The organism is Saprospiraceae bacterium (genome assembly GCA_016714025.1).
GTDB lineage: Bacteria > Bacteroidota > Bacteroidia > Chitinophagales > Saprospiraceae > Vicinibacter.
Genome location: JADJOB010000001.1, coordinates 373,113 through 391,909, shown reverse-complemented (window position 1 = coordinate 391,909; position 18,797 = coordinate 373,113). Strand labels below are relative to the sequence as shown.

14 protein-coding genes are annotated in these 18,797 nt (G+C 37.7%); 10 read left to right on the top strand and 4 right to left on the bottom strand.

The genetic code is table 11. The annotated features are described in order from the left end of the window. Positions 1 to 98 precede the first annotated feature (98 nt). Entirely contained in the window at positions 99 to 599 is a 501-nt protein-coding gene (locus IPJ80_01525; GenBank protein ID MBK7912161.1) for a hypothetical protein, read from the bottom strand. A 37-nt stretch (positions 600 to 636) separates the two neighbouring features. Here IPJ80_01525 and IPJ80_01520 point away from each other — a divergent pair, with 37 nt between their 5' ends. The 7 genes from IPJ80_01520 to smpB all read left to right on the top strand — a co-directional run bounded on the left by IPJ80_01520 (position 637) and on the right by smpB (position 9,465). Next, positions 637 to 1,209: a HupE/UreJ family protein gene (locus tag IPJ80_01520; protein ID MBK7912160.1), complete on the top strand. Its 573-nt coding sequence runs from the start codon at positions 637 to 639 to the stop codon at positions 1,207 to 1,209. A gap of 13 nt (positions 1,210 to 1,222) precedes the next feature. Continuing rightward, positions 1,223 to 3,565: a M1 family metallopeptidase gene (locus tag IPJ80_01515; GenBank protein ID MBK7912159.1), complete on the top strand. Its 2,343-nt coding sequence runs from the start codon at positions 1,223 to 1,225 to the stop codon at positions 3,563 to 3,565. Between the two features lie 118 nt (positions 3,566 to 3,683). After that, positions 3,684 to 4,850 carry an NADP-dependent malic enzyme gene (locus IPJ80_01510; GenBank protein MBK7912158.1) on the top strand — a complete coding sequence of 389 codons (1,167 nt, stop codon included), beginning with the start codon at positions 3,684 to 3,686 and terminating at the stop codon, positions 4,848 to 4,850. Positions 4,851 to 4,957: 107 nt separating this feature from the next. Continuing rightward, on the top strand, positions 4,958 to 6,355 hold the full coding sequence (locus IPJ80_01505; GenBank protein MBK7912157.1) for an aldehyde dehydrogenase family protein: 1,398 nt from the start codon (positions 4,958 to 4,960) through the stop codon (positions 6,353 to 6,355). Then, a complete protein-coding gene (locus tag IPJ80_01500) occupies positions 6,355 to 8,523 on the top strand; it encodes a S9 family peptidase (protein ID MBK7912156.1) in 2,169 nt (722 codons plus the stop codon). The genes IPJ80_01505 and IPJ80_01500 overlap by 1 nt, the downstream gene beginning before the upstream one ends. Positions 8,524 to 8,548: 25 nt before the next feature. Continuing rightward, entirely contained in the window at positions 8,549 to 9,019 is a 471-nt protein-coding gene (locus tag IPJ80_01495) for a hypothetical protein (protein ID MBK7912155.1), read from the top strand. Beyond that, entirely contained in the window at positions 9,016 to 9,465 is a 450-nt protein-coding gene (smpB, locus tag IPJ80_01490) for an SsrA-binding protein SmpB (protein MBK7912154.1), read from the top strand. Before IPJ80_01495 ends, smpB begins: the two co-directional genes overlap by 4 nt. 58 nt (positions 9,466 to 9,523) lie before the next feature. Here smpB and IPJ80_01485 read toward each other — a convergent pair whose 3' ends face one another. Beyond that, entirely contained in the window at positions 9,524 to 11,680 is a 2,157-nt protein-coding gene (locus IPJ80_01485) for a T9SS type A sorting domain-containing protein (protein ID MBK7912153.1), read from the bottom strand. A 773-nt stretch (positions 11,681 to 12,453) separates the two neighbouring features. Continuing rightward, positions 12,454 to 14,826 carry a choice-of-anchor B family protein gene (locus IPJ80_01480; protein MBK7912152.1) on the bottom strand — a complete coding sequence of 791 codons (2,373 nt, stop codon included), beginning with the start codon at positions 14,824 to 14,826 and terminating at the stop codon, positions 12,454 to 12,456. Between the two features lie 271 nt (positions 14,827 to 15,097). Between IPJ80_01480 and IPJ80_01475 the strand changes: the two genes are divergently transcribed. Then, positions 15,098 to 15,874: an enoyl-CoA hydratase/isomerase family protein gene (locus IPJ80_01475; protein ID MBK7912151.1), complete on the top strand. Its 777-nt coding sequence runs from the start codon at positions 15,098 to 15,100 to the stop codon at positions 15,872 to 15,874. Further along, positions 15,874 to 16,662, top strand: coding sequence for a class I SAM-dependent methyltransferase (locus IPJ80_01470; protein ID MBK7912150.1), 789 nt, complete (start codon positions 15,874 to 15,876; stop codon positions 16,660 to 16,662). The genes IPJ80_01475 and IPJ80_01470 overlap by 1 nt, the downstream gene beginning before the upstream one ends. 619 nt (positions 16,663 to 17,281) lie before the next feature. Here IPJ80_01470 and IPJ80_01465 read toward each other — a convergent pair. Beyond that, positions 17,282 to 17,656, bottom strand: coding sequence for an activator of HSP90 ATPase 1 family protein (locus IPJ80_01465; protein MBK7912149.1), 375 nt, complete (start codon positions 17,654 to 17,656; stop codon positions 17,282 to 17,284). A gap of 226 nt (positions 17,657 to 17,882) precedes the next feature. Between IPJ80_01465 and IPJ80_01460 the strand changes: the two genes are divergently transcribed. Then, a complete protein-coding gene (locus IPJ80_01460) occupies positions 17,883 to 18,749 on the top strand; it encodes a sigma-70 family RNA polymerase sigma factor (protein MBK7912148.1) in 867 nt (288 codons plus the stop codon). The last annotated feature ends 48 nt before the right edge of the window (positions 18,750 to 18,797 follow it).

Here is an 18,797-nt window from a genome sequence, read left to right as displayed (position 1 = left end):
AGTTTAATGTAAGCTGATATTTTAGCAAAGCATTTCATCTGTAAAACAGAATACTCAAATAAATTTTAAAATTTGGAATTGGATAAAAAATCAAATCCTTAAAATTGAAACGCTGCTTCAAATTCCGGTTGATCTACCTTCAATGATTTGCGTTGATTGCCTACTGTAACATGCATGATGTTAATCTGTCCTTCCAGGGCTTGATAGAGCAGGGTATTTTTTATTTGAACTGTACTGGGTAATTCGCATGCATCGGATTCAAAATAACACCAAACGGCTTCTTCTTCTTTTTCAAGTCCAAGAAATTGTAGGGCAATTGGTTTTCCATTAATTGTCAAAATTAAATTTTTTTGAATGTATTCATCTACCAGTTGATCCCGGACTCCAGGATCTTTTGGGAATGTTAAATTGATCGATTGACCGGTAACTTTGTGAAGGGTATTCTCAAAATCATCAATAAAAATTTTCACACTTAATTCCAGGTGCTTGCTTTCTGAATTGTACTTGATCTCACTGACGCTGAGATAAAATGGATGCAATGGAACATTAGAATTTGTAAAACTCAAGCTATGCACTAAGAAAATTAGGAAGTTCAACATTAGAAAAATTTACATTTGCGGAATAAAGTTAAGGGAGATGAATGAATTCATGCTATGGTTTTCAACCGGACTGCAACATATTTTAGATCTAAAAGCTTACGATCACATTCTTTACATTGTCTGCCTGAGTTTGTTATTCAGACTCAGCGATTGGAAAAAACTCCTGATCCTGGTCACTGCGTTTACATTGGGACATTCATTGACACTGGCACTGAGCGTTTTTGATTTGGTGACCATTCCAGCTTCATGGATAGAAATTGCAATTGCTTTAACAATAGCTGTAACCTGCCTTATAAATTTCAGGGAGTTGGCCATTAATCAGGCCAGCATTCAGGCCAGGTATTGGACCGCTTTGCTGTTTGGTTGTATTCATGGATTGGGATTTTCGTTTCTGTTAAAGGCAATGCTGGGCAAAGAAGAATCGGTGCTTTTTCCCCTGTTTTCTTTTAATCTGGGATTGGAAATCGGACAAATTGCAGTCCTGGTAGTCGTACAGGCTTTTACTTATTTTATCCACCATTTTGCAATTCAATTTGAAAAAATAATTCTATCTACGATAACTTTCGTAATTTTGTTGGTCAGTATCTATCTTATCCTTGGAAGGATCTAATAATATGAATAAAATGAAACGGACACTTTTTCTTTTAATTGGACTGCTGGCTTATGTTCAGATTCTTCAGTCTCAAAATATCCGCAACAATCCTACTTCAAATCACGGCAATCGATTCGAACAATTAGGGATCATATTACCGGATCCTAATGGATATCGGACAGCTTCAGGTGCTCCAGGCTCGGAGTATTGGCAAATGCGGGCGGACTACGACATCCAGGCCAGATTGGACGAGGAGAATACTAAATTATATGGTAGTGAATGGATTACATATTATAATAATTCACCAGATAAATTATACTACCTCTGGTTACAGCTTGATGAAAATGAACACAGTCCAAAATCTCCCAACAATTATGAATCCTATGACAGCAAAACCGATGAACGCGTCACACAAAATGATATAGATAATCTCGACCGCAGACCGATGACAACTGGCTACGGTGTGAATATTGAATCTGTGAAAGAAGGCAGTGGCCGCCCTTTGGCCTATACCATCAATCACACCATGATGCGGGTAGATTTGAATAAAGCGCTCCTTCCCGGCAAGTCTTTTAAAATCTTTGTGCAATGGAATTATAAAATTCCAGATCGCATGACAATGGGAGGACGCGGAGGTTTAGAGTATTTTCCGGAAGATGGAAACCACTTGTTTACCATGTCGCAATGGTTCCCTAGAATGTGTGTGTATTCAGATTTTCAGGGATGGCAAAACAAACAATTTACAGGAAGAGCAGAATTTGCGCTTGCATTTGGAAATTATAAGGTTCAACTGACAGTCCCTTCCGATCATGTGATAGCAGCTACCGGACAATGTCAAAATTATAAAGATGTTTTAAGTCCAGCGCAGTATAGACGTTGGGAATCCGCTCAACAAGCAAACGATGTGGTTGAAGTGGTTACCCTGGAAGAAGCCGTACAAGCTGAAAAAAACAAATCAGGCAAAACAAAAACCTGGATTTATAAAGCAGAAAATGTAAGAGACTTTGCATGGGGCAGTTCGAGAAAATTTGTTTGGGATGCGATGCCAATTCAAGTAGGATCCAACAAAGTCATGTGCATGAGTTATTATGCTAAAGAAGCCTATCCATTGTACAGACGCTATTCAACTAAAACAGTTGCACATACCATAAAAACCTATTCCAAATTTACAATTCCGTATACCTATCCGGTTGCAATTTCTGTAGAAGCTTCCAATGGAATGGAGTATCCTATGATTTGTTTTAATTTTGGAAGAGCTGAAAAAGACGGTACTTATTCTGAAGGAACCAAGTACGGAATGATCGGAGTTATTATCCATGAAGTAGGTCATAATTTTTTTCCAATGATCATCAACAGCGATGAAAGGCAATGGACCTGGATGGATGAGGGACTGAATACTTTTGTTCAAACCCTTACTCAGGAAGCATTTGACAACAATTACCCAACAGACCGGGGCAATCCTTCGCGAATTGCAGATTACATGCGTTTGCCAAAAGATCAGCTGGAACCCATCATGACAAACAGTGAAAACCTGGTGCAATTTGGTTCGAATGCTTATGCAAAAACAGCAGCCGGACTCAATATTTTACGGGAAACCATTTTGGGTCGTGAGTTATTTGATTACGCCTTTAAGGAATATGCACGTCGCTGGGCTTTTCACCATCCAACTCCGGCCGATTTTTTTAGAACAATGGAAGACGCTTCCGGTACCGATCTGGATTGGTATTGGCGCGCCTGGTTTTACGATATCGAACCGGTTGATTTATCAATTGATTCGGTTCATGTCAAACTAACCAATGAAGCCGTTCCAATGACACAGCTCAATTATTACATGCAAGCAGATGAGCCTACAGAATCACTGTCGAAATATATAAACAGAACTTCAGGAATGTCATTTTTAGTGGATCAGGATACCAGCCTTCGCGATTTTTATTACCACTACAACCAGGCAGAAGAAAAAAAGCGCGTTCGCATTCAGGCACAATTGGCTCCGGAAGAATTACAAAAAGGAGGAGACAGTACCTACTTATATGAAGTGCAATTCTCAAATAAAGGGGGTATGGTAATGCCGATTATTTTAAGATGGAATTATACAGATGGAACCTATCAGGATGAACGATTGGATGTGCAGATCTGGAGAAAAAACGAATATAAAATTGTCAAAACCTTCATTCGGAACAAGGTGGTAAAATCCATACAATTAGATCCTTTCAAAGAAACTGCCGACATCGATATAACCAATAACCAATGGAATGTTGCAGAAACACCCAGCAGGTTTGAAATCTTTAAAGCCAAGCGGGAACCACGCAGAGGAGGCCGACGCGGAACCTCCAATCCAATGCAGTTGGAAAAAAAGGGAAAAGGCGCCAATTAAGACCCGAGTCGGTTGGAAATGTTAATTCCAAGCCCTAATTGATGGGTATTTAAGACTATTCTAAGCGAACAGGACTAAAATCCGGTTTCGGTATTATTTTTGCTGGCTTAACAACTCTATGGATATATTCGAACGTTCCATTCGACTGCACCAGGAATTGCAGGGGAAAATTACCGTTGAAAACAAGTTGGACATCCGCTCAAAGGATGATCTGTCGCTTGCGTATTCACCGGGTGTGGCAGCTCCCTGCGAAGAAATCCATAATGACCCTTCCAAAGTGTATGATTATACCATTAAAGGAAATACCGTTGCCATTGTCTCTGATGGATCTGCAGTTCTCGGTTTAGGGAATATAGGCGCCCATGCAGCCATTCCGGTTATGGAAGGGAAAGCCATGCTTTTCAAACGGTTTGCAGGCATCAATGGCTTCCCAATCTGTTTGACAACTCAGAAAACTGATGAAATCATTTCAATAGTTAAAAACATTGCACCCGTTTTTGGGGGTATCAATCTGGAAGACATTTCTTCACCTCGTTGTTTTGAGGTAGAAGAAAAACTTCAGGATATTGGAATTCCCGTATTTCACGACGACCAACATGGCACAGCCATCGTCGTTTTGGCTGCCTTGATGAATTTTTGCAGGTTGACCGGAAGAAAAATGGAAGACCTCAAAATAGTGATCAATGGAGCCGGAGCAGCCGGCATTGCCATTGCAAGATATTTAGGTAAAAAGGATCGCGACGCCCGCAATCAAAAAATCGCCAAAGAGATTATCATGTGCGATACCATGGGAATCATACATAAAAATCGATTGGGAGTCAACGACATTAAAGAAGAATTGCTGCTCTATACCAATCCAAGAAATTTGATGGGAAATGTTGAGGATGCGCTCGTTGGGGCGGATGTTTTTGTTGGAGTAAGTAAAGCAAATCTTTTAAATAGAAATCACATCCGTTCGATGGCAAAGGATCCGCTCATTTTAGCATTGGCGAATCCAATTCCGGAAATATTACCGGATGAAGCCATGGCAGGTGGTGCCTTCATCGTTTGTACCGGACGATCCGATTTTCCCAACCAGGTAAACAATGTCCTGGCCTTTCCAGGCATCTTTTTAGGTGCATTGCACGCACGAGCCAAACGCATTACCCTGGCTATGAAATTTGCCGCTGCACAAGCTATTGCTTCCGCTGTGGAAAACCCGAGCCGGGAGCAAATCATTCCGCCTGCATTGGACGAATCCATCGCACATCGCGTTGCCAAAGCGGTAGCCGATGCAGCCCATTAATTCAATTTCCCCATTTAAGGGATCCTAACAATGCCACAGCCTTCTCGTATCTTTGATTCCTCATGCAAGTACCCGAACTAATTGATACTTCAGTTGATTTAAATTCAATGCATTCCATTTTTAAACAAATGGAGGCAAGTTTTCAATTAGCTCCTATTCCAGGCTATGAATTTCGCATGGCTGGTTTAAATAAACTCGAGCAAAATTTGTTGCGCTATCAGGATCGGATTGCAAAAGCCATGCAACTTGATTTTAATAAATCGGATTTTGAATCGCATACCTCAGAGCTTTTAACCTGTTTACTCGAATTGCGTATTGCTAAACGCGAATTAAAAAAATGGATGCGTCCAAAATCAGTTCAAACGCCTACCGAGTTAATTGGAAGTTCACATTACATTAGTTATGAACCTAAAGGAGTGGTTTTAATTTTGGCTCCCTGGAATTATCCGATAAATATTTCAATCATTCCTTTGATAGCCGCCTGGGCTGCTGGAAATAAAATTATACTCAAACCTTCTGAATTTGCTCCAAATGCAGCGAGCGTGATACAACAGCTGATTCAGGAAAGCTTTGCACCCACCGACGTTTGTGTGATCCTGGGCGATTCTAAAATTGCGGAGGCTTTAGTTCAATTACCTTTCAATCACATCTTCTTTACCGGATCGCAAAACACCGCGAAAAAAATATTAAAAGCTGCAGCCGAAAATTTGACCAGTGTGACCTTGGAACTTGGTGGAAAAAATCCGCTGATTCTCGATAATACCATTTCATTAAAGAAAATAATGCCCGACATTGTCTATGGAAAATGTATCAATGCCGGCCAAACTTGTGTTTCGCCTGATTATGTCTTGCTTCCAAAAAATTTAGTCACAGAGTTTGTAAGCCAATGGAATGAAACGCTTCAGAATATGTTTGGAGAAAAGATAATTTTCAATCCGGATTATTGTGGAATTGTAAACGAAGCACATTACCAAAGAATTTTAAAGATTGTCAACGAAAGTTTAGATCAGGGCGCGCAGCTGACAGACCCCATCCAATTAAATGCTGCTGATCGGAAAATTAAACCCATTCTTTTGCTAAACACAAACTGGGATCATGCGAGCATGCAATCCGAACTCTTTGGTCCGGTGTTGCCTTTGATTGCCTATGATTCATTGGAAAATGAACTCCATAACATTCAAAAAATTGACAGGCCCTTGTCCTTGTACATTTTTTCGAATGATACCCAACACCAAAATTTTATTTTAAATACCATCCGTTCCGGTGGAGTAACCATCAACAATTGCTTATTAAATTATTGCAATTTCAATTTACCTTTTGGAGGAAATCACCAAAGTGGTCATGGTTCGAATCACGGTTTTTATGGATTTGAAACCTTCTCACATAAACGAGGAATCAGTAAACAAGGAAAGTTGATTAATTCCTTGCGATTTTTTTATCCTCCATTTACAAAATCAAAAATTATTCTTAAAACCTACTTATTAAAATTAATAGGAAAAATATGATGCATCGAAAAGTATTAGTGCTCCTAAGTCTCTTTGTTTTTCAGTTTCTTACTGCGCAATTAAAAGAAATTAGCTTGGAGGATATTTATGAAAAAGGTAGTTTTTCGACCAAGGGCATACCTGGTTTTAAGTTCATGAATGATGGACAAAGCTATGTCCGTTTGCAAAACTCAACCATCACGCAGTATTATTTACTGAGCAATGATGTAAAGAAAGTTATTTTGGATGCTAGTAAAATTGAAAATGGACTCTTGAAAGATAAATTGGAATCCTTCGAATTCAGCGAGGACGAAACAAAGCTTTTATTAAAAACAGAATCAGAAGGCATATACCGATATTCATCCAGAGCAATTTATTATGTCTACGATTTGGAATCTGAAAAATTACAGCGAATCTATTCTCCTAATAAGATTATGTATCCTGCTTTTAATCCTAAAGGGGATAAAGTAGCCTTTGTGTTTGAAAACAACTTGTATTTTCAAGATCTAAAACACGGAAGTGTAAAACAAATTACAATGGATGGTAAGAAAAACTTTATCATCAACGGCGCATCAGATTGGGTATATGAAGAAGAATTCACCCTGACCAGAGCTTTTGAATGGTCACCGGATGGGGAAGATATTGCTTATTTGAGATTTGATGAAAGTCATGTTAAAGAATTTACTTTAGAGTATTATAAAAATGAGACCTATCCTGAACCCTATACTTTTAAATATCCAAAGGTCGGTGAAGAAAATTCCAATCTAACTGTTTGGAATTATTCTCTGAAAAAGAAGAAATCCGTCCAATTGGATATCGGCGAACGGGAAGATGACTATTTGCCCAGAATGAAATGGACTGGAACGCAAGATGAATTATGCATCACATGGATGAATCGGGACCAAAACCATTTAAAGTTGATCGTAAACAATGTTTCAACCAATAAATACAGAACTCTGCTGGAGGAAAAGAACAAGTATTACATTGATTTACATGATAATTTACAATTCTTAACCAATGGTAATTTTATTTGGACCAGCGAACAATCAGGTTATAATCAAATCTATTTATACGAAGCTACCGGTCGTTTGATCAAAGGACTTACAGAAGGCAATGAGGAATTGACTGAAATTTATGGGATGGATGAAGCCCAACAAAATTTGTTGTTTCAAAAATCAGTAAACAGAGGACTCGATCGTGCTATTTATAAATTGAATCTGGAAACCAAACAAATCACTCCGATTGCCATTAATCCTGGTTACAACAGCGCACAGGTCAGTCCGGGATTAAAATACATCATTTTGACCCATTCAGAAATCAACAAACCACCCGTCTATAGCCTGAACAACCAGGAAGGCAAAATCATCCGGGTATTGGAATCAAATGAAGCATTGAGCGAAAAGTTGAAATCTTATAAATTGTCCAATGTAGAAATCAGCAGCTTATTCAATCGACATGGTGATATGTTGAATGCTTTATTTATTAAACCCGTTGATTTTAATCCGGCGAAAAAGTATCCGGTATTTATGTTTTTATACGGAGGTCCAGGAAGTCAGGAAGTCATGAACCGATGGAATAGTTTTGGACAGTATTACTGGTTGCAAATGCTTGCTCAAAAAGATTATATTATTTGCGTTGTGGACAATCGTGGAACAGGAGGTCGTGGTGAAGAATTTAAAAAATCTACCTACATGCAATTGGGTAAACTGGAAACTGAAGACCAGATTGATGCAGCAAAATACTTATCCGAATTGTCTTATGTAGATGGAAGCCGTATAGGTATATTTGGTTGGAGCTACGGTGGCTATATGTCTAGCTTATGCATTTTAAAAGGAAACGATGTTTTTAAATCTGCGATTGCTGTGGCGCCGGTAACCAATTGGAAATGGTATGATTCCATTTATACAGAGCGTTATATGAAACGATTAAAAGACAATGCAAAAGGTTATGATGAGAATTCTCCGGTTAACTTTGCCGATCGGTTGAAAGGAAATTATTTGTTGGTACATGGAATGGCAGATGACAATGTGCATTTTCAAAATACTGCAGAAATGGCAAATGCGTTGATTAAAAACAAAAAACAATTTGATACCTACTTTTACCCAAACAGAAATCATGGGATTGGAGGTCAAAATGCACGAATTCATTTATACACAAAAATGACTTCCTTTGTATTAGAAAAAATATAATTAGCTTAGAAATTAAATCCATATTATGAAATCCTTACTCAGTTGTCTCGTTTTATTCGTCTTGTGTTCATGCGGCTCTGCACCTAAAATGGTCAATAAGAAACCCATCGATGTCGATTGGATTGTTGGTAAATGGAAACAAAAAGACATTGAAGTCTATGAAAAATGGGTTAAAATTTCAGAAATGGAATACAGCGGATTGAGTTATGATATGAATGCAGGATATGCAACCATCAAAGAGAAGATGCGCATTTTTTCTAAAGACAATAAGACTTGGTTTTATGAAGCAACGATCAAAGAAAACAACAACCTTCCTATTTTATTTACCTGGGTGCCGGATCCGGTAATTACTTTAAAATTTGTGAATGAACAACATAACTTTCCTCAAATAATCCAATACAAAAAGGAAGCTTTTGATGTCATGACTGCAACGATTTCAGATAAGAATGGAGATAAAAAAATGATTTTTGATTACAGCCGTTACGCGACCCAGTGAAAGACATTGAAATCCTAAACCGAAAAGCCAGTTACCTCTATAATTTTATTCAAACCTACGAGGCTGGAATTCTATTATCCGGACCCGAAGTAAAGTCAATTAAAGCAGGAAATGCCAACATGAGCGATGCCTATTGTATCGTTGAACACGGTGAGGTGTGGATTAAAAATTTAAATATCAATCCGTATAAACAGAGAGCAGAATCTGATTACAACCCCAAACAAAATCGCAAACTCTTATTAAACAAAGAAGAAATCCGTAAGATCGAACGGAAGATTTCAGAAAAGGGATTAACACTCATTCCTTATAAAATCTATGTAGCCGATCGGGGAATTATTAAAGTTGAAATTGTCTTGGTCTCCGGTAAAAAATCATACGACAAACGCGAATCCATCAAAGAAAAGGACGAAAAAAGAAATCTCGACCGAAATTTTAAATTGGGATAAACGGCATTCTAAAATTTGATTCAATACAACAGCTGATATGTATTTAACCTATCTGGGTTTATTTAAAAACTACAAATTTTGATATTTGACTCAGATTTCCTGATGTCATATTGATAAAATAGATACCCGGGTTTAAATCGATGTTTAGCTGGATCAACGATTCATTGGTAACCGTTGGAATGGTTCCTGCATCAATAGCTTGTCCCTGAATATTTATTATTTGATAGTGAATTGCATTTTTAATCTCCGAAGCAAATTGAATATTGAGTTGGCGATTGATGTATTGAGATTCAAACGCTGAAATGTTTGGACCCGATAAACCATATCCTTTAAATGGCGGGAGGTATTCGCCTTGCAATTCTGGAAATTCAATGTAAAAATTAATTGTAAGATATCCATAGACTTCGCAACCGTCCTGAAATGTAGTCCACTTTAAAGTATAGGCTCCAAAACGAGAAACACGCACTCTTGATTTTGGATCCGTAGGATCCGTAAAATGAACGGTTCCGGGTCCACCCGCATAGGTCCAGAGGCCTTTCTTTCCTTGTGCATTTAGTTTGGTTCCAAGCACCCCGCCTATTTCCTGGTCAGGACCAGCGATCATTTTTTTAGACCGCCCAAATTCAATGTCCAGGCAAGCCTGTAAACTACTTGAACAGGAATCTGAGTAACTAACACAGATTTTACCACTTGGCATACTGCTGTTCTTATGCCATAAGACACAGATACTGTCTGATTGATTTGGATTCGGACTTACGATGTCGCCCTCCACAACAGTCCAATTAAATGAAAATGGATCTTTAACGATATCTTTAATCGAATAACATTCAACGTCGCCTTTACAAACCTGATTTTTTCCCAATAAGTTGCCGGTATGAGGTGTACTTAAATAAGTATCCTCATCAATATCTTCATCAAATACAAAACTGCAGGTACCGGACTCAGTGCCAAATGTATATTGAGCTAAAACCAGCAATTGGTAAGTTCCTTTTTTTACTATTTTTAATTCCGGACCTTGTCCAAGAAATTGTGTGATGTTGTTTATTTTTTCAAACCAGGAATAACTATATTTCATATCGATCCCAACCCCGCAGGTATCCGTGTAATTTATAATTTCAGGACTCATAAACACATTTCCATTTTTGCAGTTTAAATGAAAATTAGTTTTCAGATCAACATAGGCAACGTTTAGAATGTAGCTACTATCACATGCGTAAATTTCTGTAGATTTTGTAATGGGTATTTTTTTATTAGCCGTACAATTCTTATAAAATACATTTTGGATTGGGTCGAAATAAGGATCGCTTCTTGTGCAAGAGACATAATTTATTTTGCCTGATTCTGGTTTGGGAAGTAATATAAATTCTACAATGCTATCAAAAATATGGCAGGATGTATTAAACCCCTGAGTATAAACTCCACTTGCGTTAATCTTCTGCTGATGCCACCTAAAGCCTCTTTGTTCATTACAAAGTATGCGCGTATTGCCATAAAATTGATCCTTTGTTACCTTGATCGTGGTACATGTGAGATTGGATTGACCGCAATTATAATCAGGAACACCGATGTAACCCTGAACACACAATACAAAATCCCCCTCATTGGGAAAATCGATTCGTACTTCCCGATCAAAATCATTTAGGGGCTGGCCATCAAATGTCCATTCATAATATCCTTCACAGGGTTCGTCTCGTGGTTCGACCGTAAATTTCTGAGAGCATGCACCCAAACTCATGTCAATAATATTGTTTGCGTCGTTGTTGATATTTTTTAAAACCAAAGGCAGGGGCGCATAGCCTCCGCTAACATTCATGGTGTAATCGCAAACAGTACCATTTAATCCATCAATATCAATATAATAAACTTTACAGGGTATTGGACTTGCTATCGTTATTTTCAATTGATAGCTGGGCGGAATGGGTGTTGGTGATCGTTTGCAAGAAACGGAAGTGCCTCCACAGCAGGCAGTACTAACACCCATATCCAGGCCTGGATTGTTATACCAGATATCTGAACAATTTGCCGTGGTAAGTATAATGTCAATTTTACTCCCATTGCTGACAAAGGCATAATGCACCTGATTTTGAGCTGCTCCGGTGCAAAGTTCATTGCATCGATCCCCACTGTAATTGCTGGACTCATCCAGGGTACAGCTTGAATTATTTAAGTTATTGGCTCCACAGGTCAATGGGATATTTGCGCAAAAACTGGACATGTTAGGACAATTTTGGCAATGGGATGAATAGACCATAAAGACGTTAAGGATAACTAACAAGAGATTTTGACCAGTCCGAAATAAGATGGAATTTAGATCTATTCGTTTCATAGATTTAGTTTTGTCCTTTAAACAATGACCCAATTTAATCAATAAATGCTGCTTTGGCGAAATTAAATTTGAGAAGGGCGTAACAAGTATTCAATACTTACAACAAATGCAGCTTGATTTATATAATATAAAATCGCAAAGAAACAACCATTGCTGTGCTTGGTACATACTCTTATAAGTAGAGATTATCTTAGAACAAATGATAAATTGGAATTATAAAAGGAAGTTACAAACTCATTTTATTCATTGGTATTTAAAAGCTTCCCTCAACAGATTTAAAAGTCATTGGATCAATCCATGCAGGATTCCTAATTGGCTGGATTAAATAGGAATCAATTTATAAATGAACTAGAAAAAGAAACAGGTATTTTAGAAAAAGCTTAACGGATTAAATTTTGTTTCAGTTTCGGTGGGCTCAACAATACATAGCGCCGCCAATTTTTACCATTTTAAATTTAGCGTACATTAAAAAGCTTAATTTAAATGCCTGAAACTAAGGATCGGAAATTATCTTTTATTGAATCCTAAGGATGGATCAAATAAACTGAATGCTGGAATTACTTCATTTTAGAATGGTAAATTAATATGGATGCCGCTTGTTCTTCAACATCCATATTAATTTATGCCATCAAATTAAATTCACTATAAGGAATTAATTTTATTTAAATTTTTACCACTTTGAAAAGTTTAGTTTCACCGGATTCATTTTGTACACGTACAAAATAAATTCCCTTCTCCAAAGTACTTCCAATTGGAATGTGTGACTCGTGTTTAATTTTCGTTGATAGTAAGATTTGTCCTTTCAAATTGCTGATGCTAAGATTTAAAGTTTGTGCATTTGGATTGATCAAGATGGTTTGATTTTCAAATACAGTGGCACTTAAAGTAATCTGAAGGCCAGTATTTACATCAGAATTTGCTACAGGATTTCCATCAAAAACTAAAAACGCATCCAATCCACCTTCAACTAAATGACCTGGATTGTCGTCTGCAATGCTTACCATAAACTTAACATCCGCTAATTTATTCGTTAAAGATTTTATAGCAAACCGTTCTTTGGCAATCCATGCAGATTCGCTTCTGTTTATATCTTCAATACTTAAAGTATCCGTACCAGATAAAATATAAAATTTGATTTTATCATTGGGGGCATTATTTCCACCGCCATTATAAAACCAATACGAATAATTCAATAGGGGTTCGTTGTATTTACTTAAATCCATCGTTGGGCTGGTTAAAATAGTAGCGCCATTATCTACATCTGCAGCGGATGGATCGATTGTTCCATTTCCTGTAACATAACAAGCATCCCCTAAATCAGTATCAACATCTGATTCTGCTTGCGCCTGATCGATTCCACTAATGGTTCCAACAGGTTCGCCACGAACCCAGGCACCGGTAGATGCAGTTGTTTTTGTGGTCCAATTTTGTTCTAAGATGAAATCATCCTGATATCCTTTGTCTAACAATACTTCAATTTCTGCTTTTGGACTTAAGGAACTAAAAACTTCTGCATGATGTAAATAGCCCCACTTTCCAACAACCAATTGAAAATTCAAACTATCCTGAAAGATTTTAATATTGGCTACACCGTCTGCTGCTGTCTGTGCAAGAATGGTTTTATTGGCATTAAACAACACAATTTTTGCATCAGCGATTAAATTTAAACTGCCTTTTTCTTTTACTATAATTTTTTGAACGATGGTATTTTTAGGAACGAGTTTGACATTTTTAATCGTTACTACACCATTTTCCAAAACAGCACTAGTAGTAAGTAAATTGTAATCCGGGTGAGAAAATTCAACCATGTAGTTACCTGCATTTGCATAGCCGGTTTTGTATTCTCCTTTTAGATTGGTTTGTTCATTGTTTTTTCTCGGAGTAATCAAACGCACTACAACATTTGAAATCACTTCATCGGTAAAACTGTCCCGAACAATACCTTCCAAATAGCAAGCCCGTATGTATTGAGGTTTAATAACAAACAATCCTCCTTCAATATCCGATGCGACGATGGTTTTACTTGGTAAAAACGGACTCACACCCCAGCAACCGTGAAACCCGGTTAGATTTCCGGAATAGGTGTCAACAGATCCAACTTCAATTAAATTTTCAGGACGGTGTGCATCGATAATTTTTACTCCATCGGTGTAATAGGATGTAATCAAATAACCATCCAGGTATCTGGTATTGTGTGGAATGACTCCGGTACCTTCCGTATCTTTTGGACGCCACTGATCAAGTAATTTTATATTATGTATATCAGAAATATCATAAGCAGCTACATACGCATTTTCTTTCTCATCTGTCGTAAACATATAGCGGTTATCATCCGATGGCCAGTTATTATGGGTAAAAGCAAAAGGAGTTTTTACACCATTGATTTCAACTGGTTTTGATTTATCCCTAACATCATATGCAGTCATCAGACCTTCATAAATTTCTGATGAATACAAAGTATCTCTGCGCATAAACATATCGTGGCAATAACGGGTGGTCTCAGCTCCTAAAAATTTAGGGTTATCAGGATCTTGATTGAGATCAAAAAATAAAACACCCTGCCAGGGACGACAGCCATTCAAACATAGAATTCCTTTGTCATCAACATATACCGTATGACAAGTTGTAATATTTGCAGTTTGATTGTTTGCAGTTATTGAAGTGGTCCAGAATTTACTGGTTATGGTACCCGGAGCATTTTTCATATTGACAATAATCACTCCATCGGAGGCATTATCTGTAACAGCATAGATGTAATCTTGGTAAGCATACACTTCTCTCCATATCGTATTAACTCCTTTTACGCTGGCTCGCAGAATCGGTTTTGAAGGATCTTCCAGACTGTAAATTTCTAAGGCATCACGGGTTCCGATGGCAGCATATTCAATCCCGTTGCGATCGACATAATGCCAAATGCCACTGCCTCCGCTAGGAGCCGGTACATGGGCAATGATTTTCATGTTGAGATCACCGTCCTGAGCTACTAAGCTATTGCTTAAAACAAGAAAGAACAGTAAACCAAGTATATTTTTCATACGATTTTATTAAAATTTCGTCAAAGGTAGTTCTACAAATATGAATTCATCCAGAATTTAACGTATAAATCGATAAATTTGGGCTAAATCACAAGCAGTATAACGCATGCAACTGCAAAGATGTGTTAGCCGAATTAGCTCTCTAAAAGCTGGACTGTTACAGTCAAAACATTTAAGATTCATTAAGAAATGCCCGTTCTCAATATATTTGCACCCGTTACCTAAAATCTCAGATACATAAACAATTCTGAATCAATCAATTAATTAAATCATGAATGAGGTATTAAAGCAATACGAACATAATGTCTGCATTTTGACAATCAATCGCGAGCAGGCGATGAATGCGTTAAATCATAATGTAATTGACGAATTAAATGCCGCAATCGATGAGATTGAGGCCAAAACAGATGAATTACGCGGCTTAATTATAACAGGCGCCGGTCCTAAATCTTTTGTTGCCGGGGCAGACATTTCTGAATTTGTAGGACTTAACAGAAAAGAAGGCATTGCGCTGGGACGAAAAGGCCAAATGTTGTTTTCGGAAATCGAAAAACTCAATATCCCTGTAATTGCAGCAGTAAATGGATTTGCGCTGGGAGGAGGTTGTGAATTGGCAATGGCCTGTCACATCCGGGTAGCAGGTTCCAATGCCAAATTTGGCCAACCGGAAGTAAATCTTGGATTGATTCCGGGATATGGAGGCACCCAAAGACTTATTCACTACATTGGAAAAGGAAAAGCAATCGAAATGTTGATGACAGGAGATATGATTACTGCAGAAGAAGCGCATCGTCTGGGTTTGGTAAATCACGTAGTTGATCCTGGAAAAGAAGTTGAAAAATCATTGGAGATCATCCAAAAAATTGCAACCAAAGCACCCATAGCCATCCAGAAAGTTATCAAAATTGTGAATTCATATTTTGATTTTGAAATGCAGGGATATGAATCAGAATTAGATTCATTTGGAAATTTAATGATTACCAAAGATGCAAATGAAGGGGTGGATGCTTTCTTAAATAAGCGCAAACCAACGTTCAAAGGAAATTAATGTTTGAATACCATAAAGATAAACAACGCTATTTTGACATGCAGTATCTCACTGCAAGAGATTTTATTATTCCATTTATAGAAGAAAAACGTCCACTTCAAAATCAGGATCGGGTTTTAGAAATTGGATGCGCAGAGGCAGGTGTTTTAAAGGCATTTGTTGAAAGAAACCTATCCTGTTATGGCATTGATTTAAGTCCTTCACGTATTGAAGCAGCCAAACATTTTCAACAAGAAGCATTTGGTTTGGGTAAATTAAAATTCCTTTCAAAAAATATTTATGACATCCAACTTAAATATGATTTGGATGGTCCGTTTGATATCATCTTATTAAAGGATGTGATTGAGCACATTCCAAATCAGGAGCAATTTATTCAGCAATTGAAAAGTTTTTTAAATCCCGGTGGAGTAATATTTTTTGGATTCCCTCCCTGGCAAATGCCTTTTGGCGGGCATCAACAAATGGCACAGTCAAAGCTCCTGAGCAAATTGCCCTGGTTTCATCTCTTGCCAAAATTCATTTACAAAAAACTATTGGAGTGGGGTGGCCAAGATGCCATCACCCTCAATGAATTTATGGAAATAAAAGAAACCGGAATTTCCATTGAACGCTTTGAAAAAATAATCAAACAAAATCAATTTCAAGTTTTAAACAGAAAGCTTTTCTTCACCAACCCCATCTACAAATTTAAATTTAATGTAGAACCCAAATCAGTTCTTCCGGGTTTAAATGCCATTCCTTATTTTAGAAATTACTACACCACAGCAGTGTATTATTTGATTGCCTGAGTATTGATTGATTTCAAATCTTGAAAAAACCAATTACTGAAGGTGTCCACGCCGAGGCTCACGGAGACGCCTTCGGAAACTTTGAGATAATCGAGTTATCTGAATCTCAAATTCGCATCTCTTCTGAACAACAAAAAACATTAAAAAAAACCAGTTCCCGAAGGCGTCCTCGCCGAGGGTCACAGAGACGGGTACATGATTAAAGCATTTTCCCAAAGCAACATGCTTTAATTTCAGCATTGTTACATTGAAAGATTGCAGGATCGCAGAATTGCAACATTATTTACCCTCCGCAAAAGGTCTTAAATTTTTTGATATACGTAGACGGGTACATAATTGAAGCATTAAAAAGTAAATTGCATCTAAAAAGGAAAATTTCTCTCCGAAAATCCTCGGCGGGGACGCCTTCGGAAACTTTGAGATAATCGAGTTATCTGAATCTCAAATTCGCATCTCTTCTGAACAACAAAAAACATTAAAAAAAAAACAGTTCCCGAAGGCGTCCTCGCCGAGGGTCACAGAGACGGGTACATGATTAAAGCATTTTCCCAAAGCAACATGCTATAATTTCAGCATTGTTAAATTGAAAGATTGCAGGATCGCAGAATTGCAACATTATTTACCCTCCGCAAAAAGTCTTAAATTTCTTGATATAAACCTCCCAAAGATCTTTTTGACCTTTTACCTCATCGTCATCACAAAAATCGGTCACCTCCAAAATGGTCTCATTGGTTATATCTGTCTTATAGATTCGGAATTGCAAAAATTCGTCTTCCCGGTCATTCCATCGGTATCTTACCAATTCTTCTTCGATATCTTGAACAAGGGTCGCCTCTTCGTGATCTCCTTCCCAATCAAAGGTATATTGGTCACCGATGTTATCCACCCGGTCACAAAACCAACGTACCATACAGGTGGGTTCGGTTGTAAAAAGGTAAAGCGTCGCAGGCGATGACTTAAACATGAACTCGGTTTGAAATTGGACTCTAGCCATTGATACTGTATCTTTTTTAATCTAATTGAGTACGTTGAAGCGGCAATATTAAAATTGTTTGAATATTTTTTTGTTAAATCATGAACTTTTTTTATTCACAAAACATTAATTCCTGATAGGGTTATTATTGCCAGCTTGGCATTATTTTCGCCCTCTGTTATAAAATTTCTCTAATTTATTTTATAATTCGTTGAATTTTAATAATTTATAAATTTACCAATCCTACATGAGGCAGTTAAAGATTACGAAATCCATCACCAATCGGGAAAGTCAGTCTCTCGAAAAATATTTACAGGAAATTGGAAAAGTAGATCTTTTGACTCCAGAGGAAGAGGTAGATTTAGCAAAAAAGATTAAACAAGGGGATCAGCTTTCCCTTGAACGACTCACTAAAGCAAACCTCCGTTTTGTGGTTTCAGTCGCAAAACAATATCAAAACCAGGGTCTTTCTCTTTCAGATTTGATCAATGAAGGCAATTTAGGTTTGATTAAAGCCGCTCAGCGTTTTGATGAAACCAGGGGATTTAAATTTATCTCCTATGCGGTGTGGTGGATTCGTCAATCCATACTTCAGGCATTAGCCGAACAATCACGGATTGTGCGTCTCCCATTAAACAAAGTGGGTTCTTTAAATAAAATTAACCGTGCTTTTTCTGAACTCGAACAAGAATTTGAACGGGAACCCTCTGCAGAGGAGTTGGCTACTTTGCTGGAGATTCCAACAGAAGAGGTGGAAACAACCATGGGTGTAGCAGCACGCCACGTGTCCATGGATGCACCTTTCGTGGAAGGTGAAGACAATTCTTTGTTGGATGTTCTGGAAAACGACAGCACACCTGCCACCGATGCAAAGCTGGAGTTCAAAGATTCTTTACGTCAAGAAATTGAACGGGCTCTTGGCACTTTAACAGATCGCCAGGCAGATGTCATCAAATTGTATTTTGGAATTGGTGTAGAGCATCCTGAGTCTCTTGAAGATATTGGGGATAAATTTGGATTAACCCGCGAACGGGTGCGCCAGATTAAGGATAAAGCCATTAATAAACTGCGTTCAGCTTCCAGAAGTAAATTACTTAAACAATACCTCGGATAAACCGCAAGCCGGATTGTTTTTTGCTTCGGATTTTATAACCTTTGCGGA

Excerpts from the sequence above, each read along its gene's own strand:
- IPJ80_01525 (MBK7912161.1), bottom strand. The coding sequence starts at position 599 with ATGTTGAACTTCCTAATTTTCTTAGTGCATAGCTTGAGTTTTACAAAT.
- IPJ80_01520 (MBK7912160.1), top strand. The coding sequence starts at position 637 with ATGAATGAATTCATGCTATGGTTTTCAACCGGACTGCAACATATTTTA.
- IPJ80_01515 (MBK7912159.1), top strand. The coding sequence starts at position 1,223 with ATGAAACGGACACTTTTTCTTTTAATTGGACTGCTGGCTTATGTTCAG.
- IPJ80_01510 (MBK7912158.1), top strand. The coding sequence starts at position 3,684 with ATGGATATATTCGAACGTTCCATTCGACTGCACCAGGAATTGCAGGGG.
- IPJ80_01505 (MBK7912157.1), top strand. The coding sequence starts at position 4,958 with ATGCATTCCATTTTTAAACAAATGGAGGCAAGTTTTCAATTAGCTCCT.
- IPJ80_01500 (MBK7912156.1), top strand. The coding sequence starts at position 6,355 with ATGCATCGAAAAGTATTAGTGCTCCTAAGTCTCTTTGTTTTTCAGTTT.
- IPJ80_01495 (MBK7912155.1), top strand. The coding sequence starts at position 8,549 with ATGAAATCCTTACTCAGTTGTCTCGTTTTATTCGTCTTGTGTTCATGC.
- IPJ80_01485 (MBK7912153.1), bottom strand. The coding sequence starts at position 11,680 with ATGTCCAGTTTTTGCGCAAATATCCCATTGACCTGTGGAGCCAATAAC.
- IPJ80_01480 (MBK7912152.1), bottom strand. The coding sequence starts at position 14,826 with ATGAAAAATATACTTGGTTTACTGTTCTTTCTTGTTTTAAGCAATAGC.
- IPJ80_01475 (MBK7912151.1), top strand. The coding sequence starts at position 15,098 with ATGAATGAGGTATTAAAGCAATACGAACATAATGTCTGCATTTTGACA.
- IPJ80_01470 (MBK7912150.1), top strand. The coding sequence starts at position 15,874 with ATGTTTGAATACCATAAAGATAAACAACGCTATTTTGACATGCAGTAT.
- IPJ80_01465 (MBK7912149.1), bottom strand. The coding sequence starts at position 17,656 with ATGGCTAGAGTCCAATTTCAAACCGAGTTCATGTTTAAGTCATCGCCT.
- IPJ80_01460 (MBK7912148.1), top strand. The coding sequence starts at position 17,883 with ATGAGGCAGTTAAAGATTACGAAATCCATCACCAATCGGGAAAGTCAG.